Below are 16,838 nucleotides of genomic sequence, written 5' to 3' on the forward strand. Positions count from 1 at the left end.
GCTGCCGGAAGGCACCGAAATGGTGATGCCGGGCGACAACGTTCAGATGAGCGTTGAGCTGATCGCGCCGATCGCCATGGAAGAGGGCCTGCGCTTCGCGGTCCGTGAAGGCGGCCGCACCGTCGGCGCCGGCGTGGTCTCCAAGATCATCGAGTAAGCCACCTCGCGGTGGTATAACGGGCCGGGGCCCACGGGTCCCGGCTGTTGTGTTTTCGAGGTTACAGGCCAGTAGTTCAATTGGTAGAGCACCGGTCTCCAAAACCGGCTGTTGGGGGTTCGAGTCCCTCCTGGCCTGCCAATTCTCCCAGAGCTGCCATCAGGCGGCGGGGTGCGTCGGCAGATGAGTGAGAAAGCAGAAGGGCAGTCTGGGTCCTCCGTTCTAGAGGCCACCAAGTGGGTCATCGCGGCCGCGCTGGTGGCTGTTGCCGTTGTGGGTAACAGCTATTTCTCCGAGGTGTCCCCCCTGTACCGGGCGCTGGGCGTGCTGGTCGTCGGTCTGGTGGCCGCGTTCGTGGCTCTGCAGACTGAACAGGGCAAGGCGTTCAACCAGCTGCGCAAGGACTCCATGGTGGAGCTGCGCAAGGTGGTATGGCCGTCCCGTCAGGAGACGCTGCAGACCACGCTGATCGTGCTGGTGTTCGTGCTGATCGTCGCACTGCTGTTGTTCGTGCTCGATTGGGTGCTCAACGGCGCGATCTCGATGCTCATCGGCTAAGGGGTACACATGGCGAAGCGTTGGTACGTCGTACACGCTTATTCCGGCTTTGAAAAGCACGTCAAGCGGGCCCTGGAAGAGCGCGTCAAGCTGCGCTCCATGGAAGAGCTGTTTGGCGAGATTCTCGTGCCCACCGAGGAAGTGGTGGAAATGCGCGGTGGCCAGAAGCGTAAGTCCGAGCGCAAATTCTTCCCCGGCTATGTGCTGGTGGAAATGGATATGTGCGACGACTCCTGGCACCTGGTCAAGGAAACGCCCAAGGTAATGGGCTTCATCGGCGAGGATCCGAAGAACCCGGGTCGCGTGTCGCCGATCACCCAGAAAGAGGCGGATGCCATCCTGCGTCGCATGGACGACGCGGTGGAGAAGCCCAAGCCGAAGACGCTGTTCGAAGCCGGCGAAGTGGTGCGCGTCATCGACGGTCCGTTCGCGGATTTCAACGGCGTGGTGGAAGAAGTGAACTACGAAAAGAGCCGCCTGCAGGTGGCGGTGCTCATTTTCGGTCGCTCCACGCCCGTGGAGCTGGAATTCGGACAGGTCGAAAAGACCTGATCCACGGTGCTCCGCCGGGTCCGGCGGGGCAAACGACCAACCTCAGGGGAGCCCGTCAAACGGCGTTTGAACCCAAGGAGTCTTAATCATGGCCAAGAAAGTCGAAGCCTACATCAAGCTGCAAGTGGCAGCGGGTCAGGCTAACCCTTCACCGCCGGTCGGCCCCGCTCTGGGCCAGCACGGCGTGAACATCATGGAATTCTGTAAAGCGTTCAACGCCCAGACCCAGCAGCTCGACCAGGGCGCGCCGGTGCCGGTGGTGATCACGGTTTACAGCGACCGCTCCTTCACCTTCACCATGAAGACGCCGCCCGCGGCGTATCTGCTGAAGAAGGCGGCCGGCATCAAGAGCGGTTCCGGCGAGCCGAACACCAAGAAGGTGGGCAAGGTGACCCGTGAGCAGCTGGAAGAGATCGCCAAGGCGAAAGAGCCGGATCTCACCGCCGCCGACATGGACGCCGCCGTGCGTACCATCGCGGGCTCCGCCCGTTCCATGGGCCTGGACGTGGAGGACTAACCAATGGCCAAGCTGTCCAAGCGCGCCCGCGCCATCCGTGAGAAAGTGGAATCGGGCAAGTTTTATCAAGTGGAAGACGCCGTGGCGCTGCTCAACGAGCTGTCCGCCGTCAAGTTCAAGGAATCCATCGATGTTTCCGTGAACCTGGGCGTGGATCCGCGTAAATCCGACCAGAACGTGCGTGGCGCTTCCGTGCTGCCCCACGGCACCGGCAAGACCGTTCGCGTCGCCGTGTTCGCCCAGGGCGCCAAGGCCGACGAAGCCAAGGAAGCCGGCGCCGACGTGGTCGGTTTCGACGATCTGGCCGAGCAGGTTCAGGCCGGCGAAATCAACTTCGACGTGGTGATCGCCTCGCCGGACGCCATGCGCGTCGTCGGTAAGCTGGGCACCATCCTCGGCCCGCGTGGTCTGATGCCGAACCCGAAGGTCGGCACCGTGACCCCGGACGTGGCCCAGGCGGTCAAGAACGCCAAGGGCGGTCAGGTGCGTTACCGCACCGACAAAGGCGGCATCATCCACTGCACCGTGGGTCAGGTGGGTTTTGACGCCAACGCCATCAAGGAAAACGTGGAAGCGTTGATCAACGACCTGAAGAAGGCCAAGCCGGCTTCCGCCAAGGGCGCCTACTTCAAGAAGATCACGCTGTCCAGCACCATGGGCCCGGGCCTGGCGATCGATACCGCCTCCCTGGCCATGTAGAAAATCCGGAGCCGGCCCCCGGGCCGGTTCCAAAGGGCTTTGATCCCGACGGCGACACCTGTCCGCAGGCCAACCGCCGGGGCGTCAAAGACCGCAGGTCCGAGGGCGCGAATGGAGTCCGGCTTCATGAGCCGAGTTTCCGCCCGAGGTTAAGGGGTAACCGCCTGCGCAGGCGCGGTAGTTGCAAATCCTGTGTCAAAGCAGGGGCTGGCTTCCGCGATAACGGACCGGGTAACCGGTCCTGGCAACCGCTGGATCCATCAGTCAGGCAGTCGACGGATCCGGTTAAGTTTGTGAATCCAGGAGGTAAATCGTGCCTTTGAATCTGGAGGACAAACGGGCGATTGTGGTTTCGGTGAATGCTGCGGCTGCCGAAGCGCTGTCCGCCGTGGTTGCCGACTATCGGGGACTTTCCGTGTCAGAGATGACCGCTCTGCGCGTGAAGGCTCGTGAAACCGGCGTGTACCTGAAAGTAGTACGGAACACGCTGGCCAAGCGCGCCGTTGAAGGCACTGAATACGAGTGTCTCAGCGACTCGCTGGTCGGCCCCACGATCCTGGCGTTTTCCCAGGCAGATCCGGGCGCAGCCGCCCGGCTGATCAAGGATTTCGCCAAGGACCACGACGCGCTCGAAGTCAAAGCACTGGCCGTAGGCGGTGTGGCGTACGAAGCCAAGGACATCGATGTCCTGGCCAAGCTGCCCACCCGTGACGAAGCCCTTGCTCAGCTTATGTCCGTCATGCAGGCCCCGGTGGCCAAGTTTGTCCGTACCCTCAACGAGGTGCCCGGCAAGTTTGTGCGTACCGTTGCCGCGGTGAAGGACAAGAAACAGCAGGAAGCTGCCTGATCCCCGGATCAGCAGCAGCGTAACTACCCGATTCCACTCGGGATCGCCCGTACGGTGATTTTAGGAGATTGAAAATGGCCGTTTCCAAAGAAGATATCCTCAGCGCAATCGCTGACATGAGCGTTATGGACCTCGTCGACCTGATCGAGGCCATGGAAGAGAAGTTTGGTGTAACCGCCGCCGCCGCCGTTGCCGCCGCTCCCGCGGCCGCTGGTGGTGACGCTGGTGCCGCCGCTGAAGAACAGACCGAGTTCGACGTGGTTCTGACCGGTTTCGGCGACAAGAAAGTCGGCGTGATCAAGGCAGTCCGCGAAGTAACCGGCCTGGGTCTGAAAGAAGCGAAAGAACTGGTCGAGGGCGCTCCCGCTCCGGTCAAGGAAGGCGCTTCCAAGGACGAAGCCGAAGAGATCAAGAAAAAGATCGAAGAGGCTGGCGGTACCGCCGAGCTCAAGTAAGCGCGAGAGCGCAATGTCTTTCCACATTCCGGCGGAAAGACACCGGCTGGCAGCTTAAGGGCTGCCAGCCTTTTGTCGTTTCTGTATGAAGGGTTTCATGCAGGAATATCACCCAGGGGTGATAGGTCAACAGCCGAGGAACGCAGATGGCATACTCATTCACTGAGAAAAAGCGGATCCGCAAAGATTTCGGCAAGCTTCCCAAGGTCATGGAGGTTCCGTATCTTCTGGCCATACAGCTCGATTCTTACCGCAAGTTCTTGCAACACGACAAGAGCGCCGAGGAGCGCTTTGACGCAGGCCTGGAAGCGGCCTTCCGGTCGGTGTTCCCGATCTCCAGCTACTCCGGGAACGCGGCCCTCGAGTATGCCGGCTATGAGTTCGGCAAACCGGTTTTTGATGTCAAAGAGTGCATCATTCGTGGCACCACCTACGCCGCGCCGCTGCGCGTGCGTATCCGTCTGGTGATCTACGACAAGGAATCCAACGGCGCGATCAAGGACATCCGCGAACAACAGGTCTACATGGGCGAGATTCCGCTCATGACCGAGAACGGTACCTTCGTGATCAACGGTACCGAGCGGGTGATCGTGTCCCAGCTGCACCGCTCGCCGGGCGTGTTCTTCGACCACGACAAGGGCAAGACCCACTCCTCGGGCAAGCTGCTGTATTCCGCGCGGGTGATTCCCTACCGCGGTTCCTGGCTGGACTTCGAGTTCGACCCGAAGGATCTGGTCTACGTGCGCATCGACCGTCGCCGCAAGCTGCCGGCGACCATCCTGCTGCGCGCGCTGGGCTACACCTCCGACGAGATCCTCGACACCTTCTTCGACACCAACGAAATCCTGTTCGAGAACGGTGTCTATCGCATGCGGCTGGTGCCGGAGCGTCTGCGTGGTGAAACCGCGACCTTCGATATCCTGGCCGGCGATGAGGTGGTGGTGGAACGTGGCCGTCGCGTGACCGCGCGCCACATCCGTCAGCTCGAAAAAGCCAACATCGAATACCTTGAGATCCCCGCCGAGTACCTGCACGGCCGTTACCTGGCCAAGTCGATCATCGACCAGGAAACCGGCGAGGTTCTGGTGGAGTGCAACACCGAACTGAGCGCCGACAGCCTCGACAAGATCGAAAACGCCGGCATCACCACCTTCGAGACGCTCTACACCAACGACCTGGACCACGGCCCGTTCATGGCCGATACCCTGCGCGCGGATCCCACCCGCAGCCCGCTCGAGGCGCTGGTGGAAATCTACCGCATGATGCGTCCGGGCGAGCCGCCCACCAAGGAAGCGGCGGAGAACCTGTTCCGCAACCTGTTCTTCACCGACGAGCGCTACGACCTGTCCGGCGTGGGCCGCATGAAGTTCAACCGCCGCCTCGGCCGTGACGACGTCACCGGCCCGGGCATCGTCTACGACGGTCGCTACTTCAGCGCCCGCGCCGATGATGAAGGCAAGCAGTACTTCGAGCAGCTCGGCGAAGAGCAGTCCGACATCATCGACGTGCTCAAGACCCTGGTGGACATCCGCAACGGCAACGGCGTGGTCGACGACATCGACCACCTGGGCAACCGCCGCATCCGTTCCGTGGGCGAGATGGCCGAGAACCAGTTCCGCGTCGGCCTGGTCCGGGTGGAGCGCGCCGTCAAGGAGCGCCTGAGCCTGGCCGAGTCCGAAGGCCTGATGCCGCAGGACCTGATCAACGCCAAACCGGTGGCCGCCGCGGTGAAGGAGTTCTTCGGCTCCTCGCAGCTGTCCCAGTTCATGGATCAGAACAACCCGCTCTCCGAGATCACCCACAAGCGTCGGGTATCCGCGTTGGGCCCGGGCGGTCTGACCCGTGAGCGCGCCGGCTTCGAGGTGCGTGACGTGCACCCGACCCACTACGGTCGCGTGTGTCCCATCGAGACGCCGGAAGGTCCGAACATCGGCCTGATCAACTCCCTGGCCAGCTACGCGCGGACCAACGAGTACGGCTTCCTGGAATCGCCGTACCGCAAGGTCATCGACGGTAAGGTCAGCGAGGAAATCGAGTACCTGTCCGCCATCGAGGAAGCGGAGTGCGTGATCGCGCAGGTCGACGCCAAGATGAACGACGACGGCAGCTTCGTGGAAGACTTCGTCACCGTGCGCCACCGCTACGAATTCACCGTCATGGAGCGGGACACCATCACCCATATGGATGTCTCCCCGCGCCAGGTGGTGTCCGTGGCCGCGTCCCTGATTCCGTTCCTGGAACACGATGACGCGAACCGCGCTCTGATGGGTTCCAACATGCAGCGTCAGGCGGTGCCGACCCTGCGCGCCGAGAAGCCCCTGGTGGGCACCGGCATGGAGCGTCACGTGGCCCGGGATTCCGGCGTCTGCGTGGTGGCCCAGCGTGGCGGTATCGTCGACAAGGTGGATGCTTCCCGCATCATCGTCAAAGTGAACGACGACGAGGTGGTGGAAGGCGAAGCCGGTGTGGATATCTACAACCTCACCAAGTACACCCGCTCCAACCAGAACACCTGCATCAACCAGCGTCCGCTGGTGAAGGTGGGCGACCGGGTGGCAGCCCGCGACATCATGGCCGACGGCCCGTCCGTGGACATGGGCGAGCTGGCCCTGGGCCAGAACATGCGCGTCGCGTTCATGCCCTGGAACGGCTACAACTTCGAGGATTCCATCCTGATCTCCGAGCGGGTGGTGAAGGAGGATCGCTTTACCTCCATCCACATCCAGGAGCTCACCGCGATCGCCCGTGACACCAAGCTGGGCGCCGAGGAAATCACCGCCGACATCCCCAACGTGGGCGAGGCGGCCCTGGGCAAACTGGACGAATCCGGCATCGTGTACATCGGCGCCGAGGTGGAAGCCGGCGACATTCTGGTCGGCAAGGTGACGCCCAAGGGCGAAACCCAGCTCACCCCGGAAGAGAAGCTGCTGCGTGCCATCTTCGGTGAGAAGGCCTCCGACGTGAAGGACACCTCCCTGCGGGTTTCCTCCGGCGTTAAAGGTACCGTCATCGACGTTCAGGTGTTCACCCGCGACGGCGTCGAGAAAGACGAGCGCGCCAAGCAGATCGAACAGGATGCCCTGGACAAGTTCCGCAAGGACCTGAAGGACGAGTACCGGATTCTCGAGCAGGACATCAAGGACCGTCTGCGGTCCGTGCTGCTGGGCAAGAAGGTGAACGGTGGCGCCGGCCTCAAGCGCGGTACCGAGCTGACCGACGCGGTGCTCGACGAGCTGGAAGGCGACAAGTGGTTCGAGCTGCGCCCGGCCGACGATGACGTGGCCGAGCAGCTGGAGCGCGCGCACCAGTATCTGGAGCAGCACAAGAAGGAACAGGACGAGCGCTACAAGGACAAGCAGGCCAAGATCTCCGGCGGCGACGACCTGTCCCACGGCGTGCTCAAGGTGGTCAAGGTTTACCTGGCGATCAAGCGCCGCATCCAGCCCGGCGACAAGATGGCCGGCCGGCACGGTAACAAGGGTGTGATCTCCGTGATCATGCCCGAGGAAGACATGCCCTACGACGAGAACGGCGTCCCCGTGGACGTGGTCCTCAACCCGCTGGGCGTACCGTCGCGGATGAACGTGGGCCAGATTCTCGAGACCCACCTGGGCTGGGCCGCCAAGGGTCTGGGTGACCGCATCGGCGAGATGCTGGATCAGGAACGGAAAGTCGCCGAAGTGCGCGACTTCCTCGACCAGATCTACAACCAGACCGGCGCCGGCGGCACCGATGAGGACTGGAGCCATTTCGAGGACCAGGACATCATCGAGCTGGCCCGCAACCTGCGCGCCGGCGTGCCCATGGCCACCGCCGTGTTCGACGGTGCCAAGGAGTACGAGATCAAGGCGCTGCTGGAACTCGCCGGCCAGGACCGTTCCGGTCAGATCCAGCTTTGGGATGGCCGTACCGGCGAGCAGTTCGACCGCAAGGTGACCGTCGGCTACATGTACATGCTGAAGCTGAACCACCTGGTGGACGACAAGATGCACGCCCGCTCCACCGGCTCCTACAGCCTGGTGACCCAGCAGCCGCTGGGTGGTAAGGCGCAGTTCGGTGGTCAGCGCTTCGGTGAGATGGAAGTGTGGGCGCTGGAAGCCTACGGCGCGGCGTACACGCTGCAGGAAATGCTCACCGTGAAGTCGGACGATGTGAATGGGCGCACGCGCATTTACAAGAACATCGTCGACGGCGATCACCGGATGGATCCGGGTATGCCGGAGTCCTTCAACGTACTGCTGAAGGAAATCCGTTCGCTCGGTATCAACATCGAGCTGGAAAACGACTGAGGCAGCGCCGCCGCCCCTCGGAGGCCGAGGGGCGGCGCCACGCCTGACCCGGGTTTAGGAAAGAATCGCGAGCGAAAGCTCCATACGGAGGACTGGCCTTGAAAGACTTGCTGAATCTGCTCAAAAGTCAGGGACAAGTCACGGAGTTCGACAAGCTGAAGATCGGTCTGGCACCGCCGGATCTGATCCGTTCCTGGTCTTTTGGCGAAGTGAAAAAGCCGGAGACCATCAATTACCGCACCTTCAAGCCGGAGCGTGATGGCCTGTTCTGCGCGCGCATCTTTGGTCCGATCAAGGACTACGAGTGCCTGTGCGGCAAGTACAAGCGTCTCAAGCACCGTGGCGTGATCTGCGAGAAGTGTGGCGTGGAAGTCACCCTCTCCAAGGTGCGTCGTGAGCGCATGGGTCACATCGAGCTGGCCAGCCCGGTGGCGCACATCTGGTTCCTGAAGTCGCTGCCGTCCCGCATCGGTCTGATGCTGGACATGACCCTGCGCGACATCGAGCGCGTGCTGTACTTCGAATCCTTCGTGGTCACCGAGCCCGGCATGACCACCCTGGAGCGCGGCCAGCTGCTCACCGACGAGGAATATTTCGACGCCCTGGAACAGTTCGGCGACGAATTCGAAGCCAAGATGGGCGCCGAGGCGGTCCAGCAATTGCTGCTGGAACTCGATCTGCAGGAAGAGATCAACACCCTGCGCGAGGAAATCGAGGCCACCAACTCGGACACCAAGCTCAAGAAGCTGTCCAAGCGGCTCAAGTTGATGGAAGCGTTCCACGCCTCCGGCAACGAGCCCGAGTGGATGATCATGACGGTGCTGCCGGTGCTGCCGCCGGACCTGCGTCCGCTGGTGCCCCTGGACGGCGGCCGCTTCGCGACCTCCGACCTGAACGACCTGTACCGCCGGGTGATCAACCGTAACAACCGCCTCAAGCGGCTGCTGGACCTGAACGCCCCGGACATCATCGTGCGCAACGAAAAGCGCATGCTGCAGGAATCCGTGGACGCACTGCTGGACAACGGCCGTCGCGGCCGTGCCATCACCGGCTCCAACAAGCGCCCGCTGAAGTCCCTGGCCGACATGATCAAGGGCAAGCAGGGCCGCTTCCGCCAGAACCTGCTGGGCAAGCGGGTGGACTACTCCGGTCGTTCCGTGATCGTGGTGGGCCCGACCCTCAAGCTGCACGAATGCGGCCTGCCCAAGAAGATGGCGCTGGAACTGTTCAAGCCGTTCATCTTCGCCAAGCTGGAAGCTCGTGGCCTGGCCACCACCATCAAGGCGGCCAAGAAGATGGTCGAGCGCGAGACCGCCGAGGTGTGGGACATCCTCGCCGAGGTGATCCGCGAGCACCCGGTCATGCTGAACCGGGCGCCGACCCTGCACCGTCTGGGTATCCAGGCGTTCGAGCCGGTGCTGATCGAAGGCAAGGCGATCCAGCTGCACCCGCTGGTGTGCGCCGCCTTCAACGCGGACTTCGACGGTGACCAGATGGCGGTGCACGTACCGCTGACCCTGGAAGCCCAGCTGGAAGCCCGGGCGCTGATGATGTCCACCAACAACATCCTGTCCCCGGCCAACGGTGAACCGATCATCGTGCCGACCCAGGACGTGGTGCTGGGCCTGTATTACATCAGCCGTGAAAGAGTCAACGTCAAGGGCGAAGGCCGGGTGTTCTCCGACACCCAGGAAGTGATGCGCGCCCTGGGCACCAAGGAAGTGGATCTGCACGCCCGCATCAAGGTGCGCATCCACGAAGTGGTGCGTGACCAGGAAGGCCGCGTCGAAGAAAACGATCGCCTGGTGGAAACCACCGTCGGTCGCTGCAAGCTGTGGGACATCGTGCCCGACGGCATCGGCTTCGATCAGGTCAACCGCAACATGACCAAGAAGGCGATCTCCGGCCTGCTCAACACCTGCTACCGGATCCTGGGCACCAAGGAAACCTGCATCTTCGCCGACCAGATCATGTACATGGGCTTCCGTGAAGCGACCCTGTCCGGCTCCTCCATCGGGGTCGAGGACATGGTGATCCCGGACGCCAAGGTGAAGATGATCGCCGCCGCCGAGGAAGAAGTGCGCGAGATCGAGGAGCAGTTCGCTTCCGGTCTGGTGACCCGCGGTGAGCGCTACAACAAGGTGATCGACATCTGGGCGCGCACCAACGACCAGATCGCCAAGGCGATGATGGAAAACCTGAACAAGGAAATCGTCGTCAACCGCGACGGCGAGGACGAGCAGCAGGATTCCTTCAACTCGATCTACATGATGGCCGACTCCGGCGCCCGGGGCTCCCCGGCGCAGATTCGCCAGCTGGCCGGCATGCGCGGCCTGATGGCCAAGCCGGACGGCTCCATCATCGAGACGCCGATCACCAGTAACTTCCGTGAAGGGCTGAACGTACTCCAGTACTTCATCTCCACCCACGGCGCCCGGAAAGGTCTGGCGGACACCGCGCTGAAAACCGCGAACTCCGGTTACCTGACCCGCCGTCTGGTGGACGTGGCCCAGGACCTGGTGATCACCGAGAACGATTGCGGCACCGAGCAGGGTCTGCTGATGACGCCGCTGATCGAAGGCGGCGACGTGGTCGAGCCCCTGCGCGAGCGGGTGCTTGGCCGGGTCGTGGTGCGCGACGTGATGAACCCGCTCAAGCCCGAGGAAGTGGCGGTGGAAGAGGGCACCCTGCTGGACGAAGTCTGGGTGGACCGTCTCGAAGCCATGGGCGTGGACGAAGTCATCGTGCGCTCGCCGATCACCTGTGAAACCCGCTGGGGCGTTTGCTCCAAGTGCTATGGTCGCGACCTGGCACGGGGCCACGAGGTGAACGTGGGCGAGGCCGTGGGCGTGATCGCGGCCCAGTCCATCGGTGAGCCGGGCACCCAGCTGACCATGCGGACCTTCCACATCGGGGGCGCGGCGAGCCGGGCTTCCGCGGTGTCCAGCATTCAGATCAAGCACGGCGGCAAGGTGCGCTTCCACAACGCCAAGCACGTGCAGCACAAGGACGGGCTGGTGATCGTGTCCCGCTCCGCCGAGCTGGCCGTGGCCGACGACCTGGGGCGTGAGCGCGAGCGCTACAAGCTGCCCTACGGCGCCATGGTCACCGTCAACGAAGGCGACCCGGTGGACGGCGGCCAGGTGGTGGCCACCTGGGATCCGCACACCCACCCGATCATCGCCGAGGTGGAAGGTAAGGTGCAGTTTGGTGACATGGAGGAAGGCATCTCCGTGAACTACCAGACCGACGAGCTCACCGGCCTCACCAACATCGAGGTGCTGGGCAGCCAGGACCGCCCGTCCGCGGGCAAGGACCTGCGTCCGGTGGTTCGCGTGGTGGACGCCAGCGGCAAGCCGGTGACCCTGCCCAACACCGACAATCCGGCCAACTACTTCCTGCCCGGCGGCGCGCTGTCGGCGCTGAAGAACGGCGCGGACATCGGCATGGGTGACGTGATCGCGCGGATTCCCCAGGAATCCTCCAAGACCCGCGACATCACCGGTGGTCTGCCGCGGGTGGCGGACCTGTTCGAGGCCCGCAACCCCAAGGAAGCGGCGATCCTGGCCGAGAAGAGCGGTACCGTTTCCTTCGGCAAGGAAACCAAGGGCAAGGTGCGCCTGGTGATCACCCCCGACGAAGGTGGCGATACCTACGAGGAACTGATTCCCAAGTGGCGCCAGCTCAACGTGTTCGAGGGCGAGCACGTGGAGAAGGGCGAGGTGGTCTCCGACGGCCCGCTCAACCCCCACGACATCCTGCGTCTCATGGGGGAAGTGGAACTGGCGCGCTACATCGTCAACGAGGTGCAGGAGGTCTACCGTCTGCAGGGCGTGAAGATCAACGACAAGCACATCGAGACGATCATTCGCCAGATGCTGCGCAAGGTGGAAATCACCGAAATCGGCGACTCCGCCTTCATCAAGGGCGAGCAGGTCGAGTACGCCCGCCTCACCGAGGAGAACGAGCGTCTCGCCGGCGAGGACAAGATGCGCGCCCGTGGCGAGCGTCTGCTGCTGGGTATCACCAAGGCCTCCCTGGCCACCGAGTCGTTCATCTCCGCGGCCTCCTTCCAGGAGACCACCCGGGTGCTGACCGAGGCGGCGGTGACCGGCAAGGAAGACGACCTGCGCGGTCTGAAGGAAAACGTGGTGGTGGGTCGTCTGATCCCGGCCGGTACCGGCTACGCCTACCACGAGGAGCGTCGCCGCCAGCGCGCCGAAGCCACCGGTGACGGCCCCACCATGGACGAGGTGGAAGCGGCACTGTCCGAGGCCCTGAGCTCCTCCGACCAGGAGTAAGGCGGCCCCGAAAAGCGGGACCTGCCCCCGGCGCCTTGACTTGGCGCCGGGGGCTCCCTAGAATCCGTCGCCCCTGTCTATAGCCCGGAATCGGCTATGGAATGATCAATAGGGTGGCGATAAAGAGCAATGTTCGTCACAGAACTGTAAGCGTGGAGCAGTAGTTTCATGGCAACTGTAAACCAGCTTGTGCGGAATCCGCGCAAGAGAAAGGTTGAAAAAAGCGACTCGGTCGCCCTGCAGGGCTGCCCGCAGCGGCGCGGCGTTTGCACCCGGGTGTACACCACTACCCCGAAAAAGCCGAACTCCGCGCTGCGTAAGGTATGCCGGGTGCGCCTGACCAACGGTTATGAAGTGTCCTCCTACATTCCGGGGGAAGGCCATAACCTGCAGGAGCACTCCGTGGTGCTGATCCGTGGTGGTCGTGTGAAGGACCTCCCGGGTGTGCGTTACCACACCGTGCGCGGCACGCTGGACACCGCCGGTGTTCAGGACCGTAAGCAGCGTCGTTCCAAGTACGGCGCCAAGCGGCCGAAGAAATAAACCGACCCTTTCCATACGTCCGGGCGTACTGCCCGGCGGGATGAGTAAGGCCGGGCACCGTCCCGGGTAACCCTGAAGCTTTCCCCGCCCCGGCGGGGCATGATGAGGAACACATCCGATGCCAAGAAGACGCGTCGTAGCCAAACGCGAGATCCTGCCGGATCCGAAATTCGGTAGCCAGCTGCTGGCCAAGTTCATGAACCACGTAATGGTCGACGGCAAGAAGTCCGTGGCCGAGCGCATCGTGTACGGTGCGCTGGACACCGTGGCCGAGCGCAAGAACGGCGAGCCCCTGGAGCTGTTCGAGAAAGCCCTCGACAACATCCGTCCCATGGTCGAGGTGAAGAGTCGTCGTGTGGGTGGCGCCACCTACCAGGTGCCGGTCGAAGTGCGCCCCAGCCGTCGTACCGCCCTGGCCATGCGCTGGCTGGTGGATTCCGCCCGTAAGCGCGGCGAGAAGAGCATGGCTCAGCGCCTGGCCGGTGAAGTGATGGATGCCGCCGAGGGCAAGGGCGCCGCCATGAAGAAGCGGGAAGACGTGCACCGCATGGCCGAGGCCAACAAGGCCTTCTCCCACTTCCGCTTCTAAGGCAGAAGGCAGAACGAGTAAACCGGCCTGCGATCAGGCCGGTTTTTGTATTGGATTCAGTGAATCGAGGTTAGCAGCGTGGCACGTAAGACTCCTCTTAACCGTTATCGCAACATCGGTATCTGCGCCCACGTGGACGCAGGCAAGACCACCACCACCGAGCGCGTCCTCTTTTACACCGGTGTGTCTCACAAAATCGGTGAGGTACACGACGGTGCCGCGACCATGGACTGGATGGAGCAGGAACAGGAGCGTGGTATCACCATTACCTCCGCTGCTACCACGACCTTCTGGCAGGGCATGGACCAGCAGTACGACCAGTACCGCATCAACATCATCGACACCCCCGGGCACGTGGATTTCACCATCGAGGTGGAACGTTCCCTGCGGGTGCTGGATGGCGCGGTAATGGTGTTCTGTGGCACCTCCGGCGTGGAGCCGCAGTCCGAAACCGTATGGCGCCAGGCCAACAAATACGAAGTGCCGCGGATCGTGTTCGTCAACAAGATGGACCGTGCCGGCGCGGATTTCGAGCGGGTGGTCACCCAGATCCGTCAGCGCCTCGGCGCCAAGGTGGTTCCGATCCAGCTCAATATCGGCGCCGAGGACAACTTCAAGGGCGTCGTCGATCTCATCCGGATGCAGGCCATCTACTGGAATGAGAACGACATGGGTATGACCTATGAGCAAACCGATATTCCGGAAGAGCTCAAGGCGCGCTGTGAAGAGCTGCGCGAGCAGATGGTCGAGTCCGCCGCCGAGTCTTCCGAGGAGCTCATGGAGAAGTACCTCGAGAACGGCGAGCTGACCAACGAGGAAATCAAGGCCGGCCTGCGTCAGCAGGTGCTGGCCAATGAAATCGTGCTCGCTCTGTGCGGCTCCGCGTTCAAGAACAAGGGCGTGCAGGCGATGCTCGACGCCGTGGTGGAGTACCTGCCCGCGCCGGACGAAGTAAAAGCGATCCAGGGCGTACTGGACGACGGCGAGACCGTTGAAGCCCGTCAGTCCTCCGACGACGAGCCGTTCTCCGCGCTGGCGTTCAAGATCGCCACCGACCCCTTCGTGGGGTCCCTGACCTTCATCCGGGTGTACTCCGGGGTGCTGAATTCCGGCGACTCCGTGCTCAACTCCGTGAAGCAGAAGAAGGAGCGTGTTGGTCGTCTGCTGCAGATGCACGCCAACAGCCGTGAAGAGATCAAGGAAGTGCGCGCCGGCGACATCGCCGCCTGCGTGGGCCTCAAGGACGTGACCACCGGGGATACCCTGTGTGATCTGAACAAGGTGATCGTGCTCGAGCGCATGGAATTCCCGGATCCGGTGATTTCCGTGGCGGTGGAGCCGAAGTCCAAGGCCGACCAGGAGAAGATGGGTCTGGCGCTGGGCCGTCTGGCCCAGGAAGATCCCTCCTTCCGGGTCAAGACCGACGAAGAGACCGGGCAGACCATCATCTCCGGCATGGGCGAGCTGCACCTGGACATCCTGGTGGACCGCATGCGCCGTGAGTTCAAGGTGGACGCTAACATCGGCGCGCCCCAGGTGGCCTACCGCGAGACCTTCACCAAGGCGGCCGACGTGGAAGGCAAGTTCGTCAAGCAATCCGGTGGTCGCGGCCAGTACGGCCACGTCAAGGTCAAGTTCGAGCCCATCGACCGGGATTCCGACTTCGTGTTCGAAGAGCAGATCCACGGTGGCGTGGTGCCGAAGGAATACTTTGGCGCCGTGCAAAAGGGTATCGACGAGCAGCTGCAAGCCGGTGTGCTTGCCGGTTACCCGATCCTTGGCGTGAAAGCGATTCTCTATGATGGTTCCTACCACGAGGTGGATTCCAACGAGAACGCCTTCCGCATGGCCGGTGGCCTGGCGGTGAAGAACGCCGCCAAGGAAGCCGGCGCGGTACTGCTTGAGCCGATGATGAAGGTGGAAGCGGTAACCCCCGAGGAGTACATGGGCGACGTGATGGGCGACCTCAACCGTCGTCGTGGTATCGTCCAGGGCATGGAAGACACGTTGTCCGGCAAGATCATTCGTGCCGAGGTCCCCCTGTCCGAGATGTTCGGTTACGCCACCGACCTGCGCTCCATGTCGCAGGGCCGCGCCAGCTACTCCATGGAGTTCCTGAAGTACGCGGAAGCGCCGCGCAACATCGCCGACGAAGTGATCAACGGCAAGAAATCTTAAATTTACGGTTAATTTGTTAAGGGTATAGAGCCGTGGCAAAGGAAAAGTTTGAACGCAATAAACCGCACGTAAACGTAGGCACCATTGGTCACGTTGACCATGGTAAGACGACGCTGACCGCCGCCCTGACCCGGGTGTGCTTCGAGACCTGGGGTTCGGGTTCCGCGAGCGCGTTTGACCAGATCGACAATGCGCCGGAAGAGCGTGAGCGCGGTATCACCATTGCGACCTCTCACGTTGAGTACGATTCTCCGAACCGTCACTACGCGCACGTTGACTGCCCCGGTCACGCCGACTACGTGAAGAACATGATCACCGGCGCGGCGCAGATGGACGGCGCGATCCTGGTGGTGAGCGCGGCGGACGGCCCGATGCCGCAGACCCGCGAGCACATCCTGCTGTCCCGCCAGGTGGGCGTTCCTTTCATCGTTGTGTTCCTGAACAAAGCGGACATGGTGGACGATGAAGAGCTGCTCGAGCTGGTTGAGATGGAAGTGCGTGAGCTGCTGAACGACTACGACTTCCCGGGTGACGACACCCCGATCATCAAGGGTTCCGCGCTGAAGGCACTGGAAGGTGACACCAGCGAGATTGGCATGCCGGCGGTGGCCAAGCTGGTTGAGTGCCTGGACGAGTACATTCCGGAGCCGGAGCGTGCCGTTGACCAGCCGTTCCTGATGCCGATCGAGGACGTGTTCTCCATCTCCGGCCGCGGCACCGTGGTGACTGGTCGCGTTGAGCGCGGCATCATCAAGGTGGGCGACGAGATGGAAATCGTGGGCATCAAGGACACCATGAAGACCACCTGCACCGGCGTGGAAATGTTCCGCAAGCTGCTGGACGAAGGCCGCGCGGGTGAGAACGTGGGCGTGCTGCTGCGCGGCACCAAGCGTGACGAAGTGGAGCGTGGTCAGGTTCTGGCGAAGCCGGGCACCATCACCCCGCACACCAAGTTCGAAGGTGAGGTGTACGTGCTGAGCAAGGACGAGGGTGGTCGTCACACTCCGTTCTTCAACGGCTACCGTCCGCAGTTCTACTTCCGGACCACCGACGTGACCGGTGCGTGCACGCTGCCGGAAGGCACCGAAATGGTGATGCCGGGCGACAACGTTCAGATGAGCGTTGAGCTGATCGCGCCGATCGCCATGGAAGA

At 62.6% G+C, this 16,838-nt stretch carries 13 protein-coding genes and 1 tRNA gene; all 14 read left to right on the forward strand.

Annotated elements, in window-relative coordinates; genetic code table 11:
* On the forward strand, positions 1–157 hold a 157-nt coding region (locus HMJ39_RS00695), incomplete at its 5' end, for an EF-Tu C-terminal domain-related protein (protein ID WP_456061956.1).
* Positions 158–222: 65 nt separating this feature from the next.
* Positions 223–298: transfer RNA gene (locus HMJ39_RS00700), tRNA-Trp, on the forward strand.
* Positions 299–340: 42 nt separating this feature from the next.
* Entirely contained in the window at positions 341–715 is a 375-nt protein-coding gene (gene secE / locus HMJ39_RS00705) for a preprotein translocase subunit SecE (protein ID WP_161385813.1), read from the forward strand.
* Positions 716–724: 9 nt separating this feature from the next.
* On the forward strand, positions 725–1,267 hold the full coding sequence (nusG, locus tag HMJ39_RS00710; RefSeq protein WP_161385814.1) for a transcription termination/antitermination protein NusG: 543 nt from the start codon (positions 725–727) through the stop codon (positions 1,265–1,267).
* 88 nt (positions 1,268–1,355) lie between these two features.
* Positions 1,356–1,784 (forward strand): 50S ribosomal protein L11, encoded by a 429-nt coding sequence (gene rplK / locus HMJ39_RS00715; protein ID WP_161385815.1) that lies wholly within the window; start codon positions 1,356–1,358, stop codon positions 1,782–1,784.
* A 3-nt stretch (positions 1,785–1,787) separates the two neighbouring features.
* On the forward strand, positions 1,788–2,483 hold the full coding sequence (rplA, locus tag HMJ39_RS00720) for a 50S ribosomal protein L1 (RefSeq protein ID WP_161385816.1): 696 nt from the start codon (positions 1,788–1,790) through the stop codon (positions 2,481–2,483).
* 313 nt (positions 2,484–2,796) lie between these two features.
* Positions 2,797–3,330, forward strand: a complete 534-nt coding sequence (rplJ, locus tag HMJ39_RS00725; protein WP_161385817.1) for a 50S ribosomal protein L10 — start codon at positions 2,797–2,799, stop codon at positions 3,328–3,330.
* 74 nt (positions 3,331–3,404) lie between these two features.
* Entirely contained in the window at positions 3,405–3,785 is a 381-nt protein-coding gene (gene rplL, locus HMJ39_RS00730; RefSeq protein ID WP_161385818.1) for a 50S ribosomal protein L7/L12, read from the forward strand.
* A gap of 146 nt (positions 3,786–3,931) precedes the next feature.
* Positions 3,932–8,074, forward strand: a complete 4,143-nt coding sequence (gene rpoB, locus HMJ39_RS00735; protein ID WP_194295907.1) for a DNA-directed RNA polymerase subunit beta — start codon at positions 3,932–3,934, stop codon at positions 8,072–8,074.
* Positions 8,075–8,172: 98 nt separating this feature from the next.
* Entirely contained in the window at positions 8,173–12,375 is a 4,203-nt protein-coding gene (rpoC, locus tag HMJ39_RS00740) for a DNA-directed RNA polymerase subunit beta' (protein WP_161385820.1), read from the forward strand.
* A gap of 168 nt (positions 12,376–12,543) precedes the next feature.
* Positions 12,544–12,918, forward strand: a complete 375-nt coding sequence (rpsL, locus tag HMJ39_RS00745; protein ID WP_067606428.1) for a 30S ribosomal protein S12 — start codon at positions 12,544–12,546, stop codon at positions 12,916–12,918.
* A gap of 118 nt (positions 12,919–13,036) precedes the next feature.
* A complete protein-coding gene (gene rpsG / locus HMJ39_RS00750) occupies positions 13,037–13,507 on the forward strand; it encodes a 30S ribosomal protein S7 (RefSeq protein ID WP_138770772.1) in 471 nt (156 codons plus the stop codon).
* A gap of 78 nt (positions 13,508–13,585) precedes the next feature.
* A complete protein-coding gene (gene fusA, locus HMJ39_RS00755) occupies positions 13,586–15,685 on the forward strand; it encodes an elongation factor G (RefSeq protein ID WP_194295908.1) in 2,100 nt (699 codons plus the stop codon).
* 32 nt (positions 15,686–15,717) lie between these two features.
* Positions 15,718–16,838 (forward strand): elongation factor Tu (tuf, locus tag HMJ39_RS00760; protein WP_194295909.1); only part of this gene is annotated, 1,121 nt, incomplete at its 3' end.

It is taken from the genome of Alloalcanivorax profundimaris, from assembly GCF_015265435.1.
In the GTDB taxonomy this organism is placed as follows: domain Bacteria; phylum Pseudomonadota; class Gammaproteobacteria; order Pseudomonadales; family Alcanivoracaceae; genus Alloalcanivorax; species Alloalcanivorax profundimaris.

Coding starts and splice junctions, on each gene's coding strand:
- rpsL (WP_067606428.1), top strand. CDS start 12,544: ATGGCAACTGTAAACCAGCTTGTGCGGAATCCGCGCAAGAGAAAGGTT.
- rplA (WP_161385816.1), top strand. CDS start 1,788: ATGGCCAAGCTGTCCAAGCGCGCCCGCGCCATCCGTGAGAAAGTGGAA.
- rpoB (WP_194295907.1), top strand. CDS start 3,932: ATGGCATACTCATTCACTGAGAAAAAGCGGATCCGCAAAGATTTCGGC.
- secE (WP_161385813.1), top strand. CDS start 341: ATGAGTGAGAAAGCAGAAGGGCAGTCTGGGTCCTCCGTTCTAGAGGCC.
- nusG (WP_161385814.1), top strand. CDS start 725: ATGGCGAAGCGTTGGTACGTCGTACACGCTTATTCCGGCTTTGAAAAG.
- rpsG (WP_138770772.1), top strand. CDS start 13,037: ATGCCAAGAAGACGCGTCGTAGCCAAACGCGAGATCCTGCCGGATCCG.
- rplL (WP_161385818.1), top strand. CDS start 3,405: ATGGCCGTTTCCAAAGAAGATATCCTCAGCGCAATCGCTGACATGAGC.
- rplK (WP_161385815.1), top strand. CDS start 1,356: ATGGCCAAGAAAGTCGAAGCCTACATCAAGCTGCAAGTGGCAGCGGGT.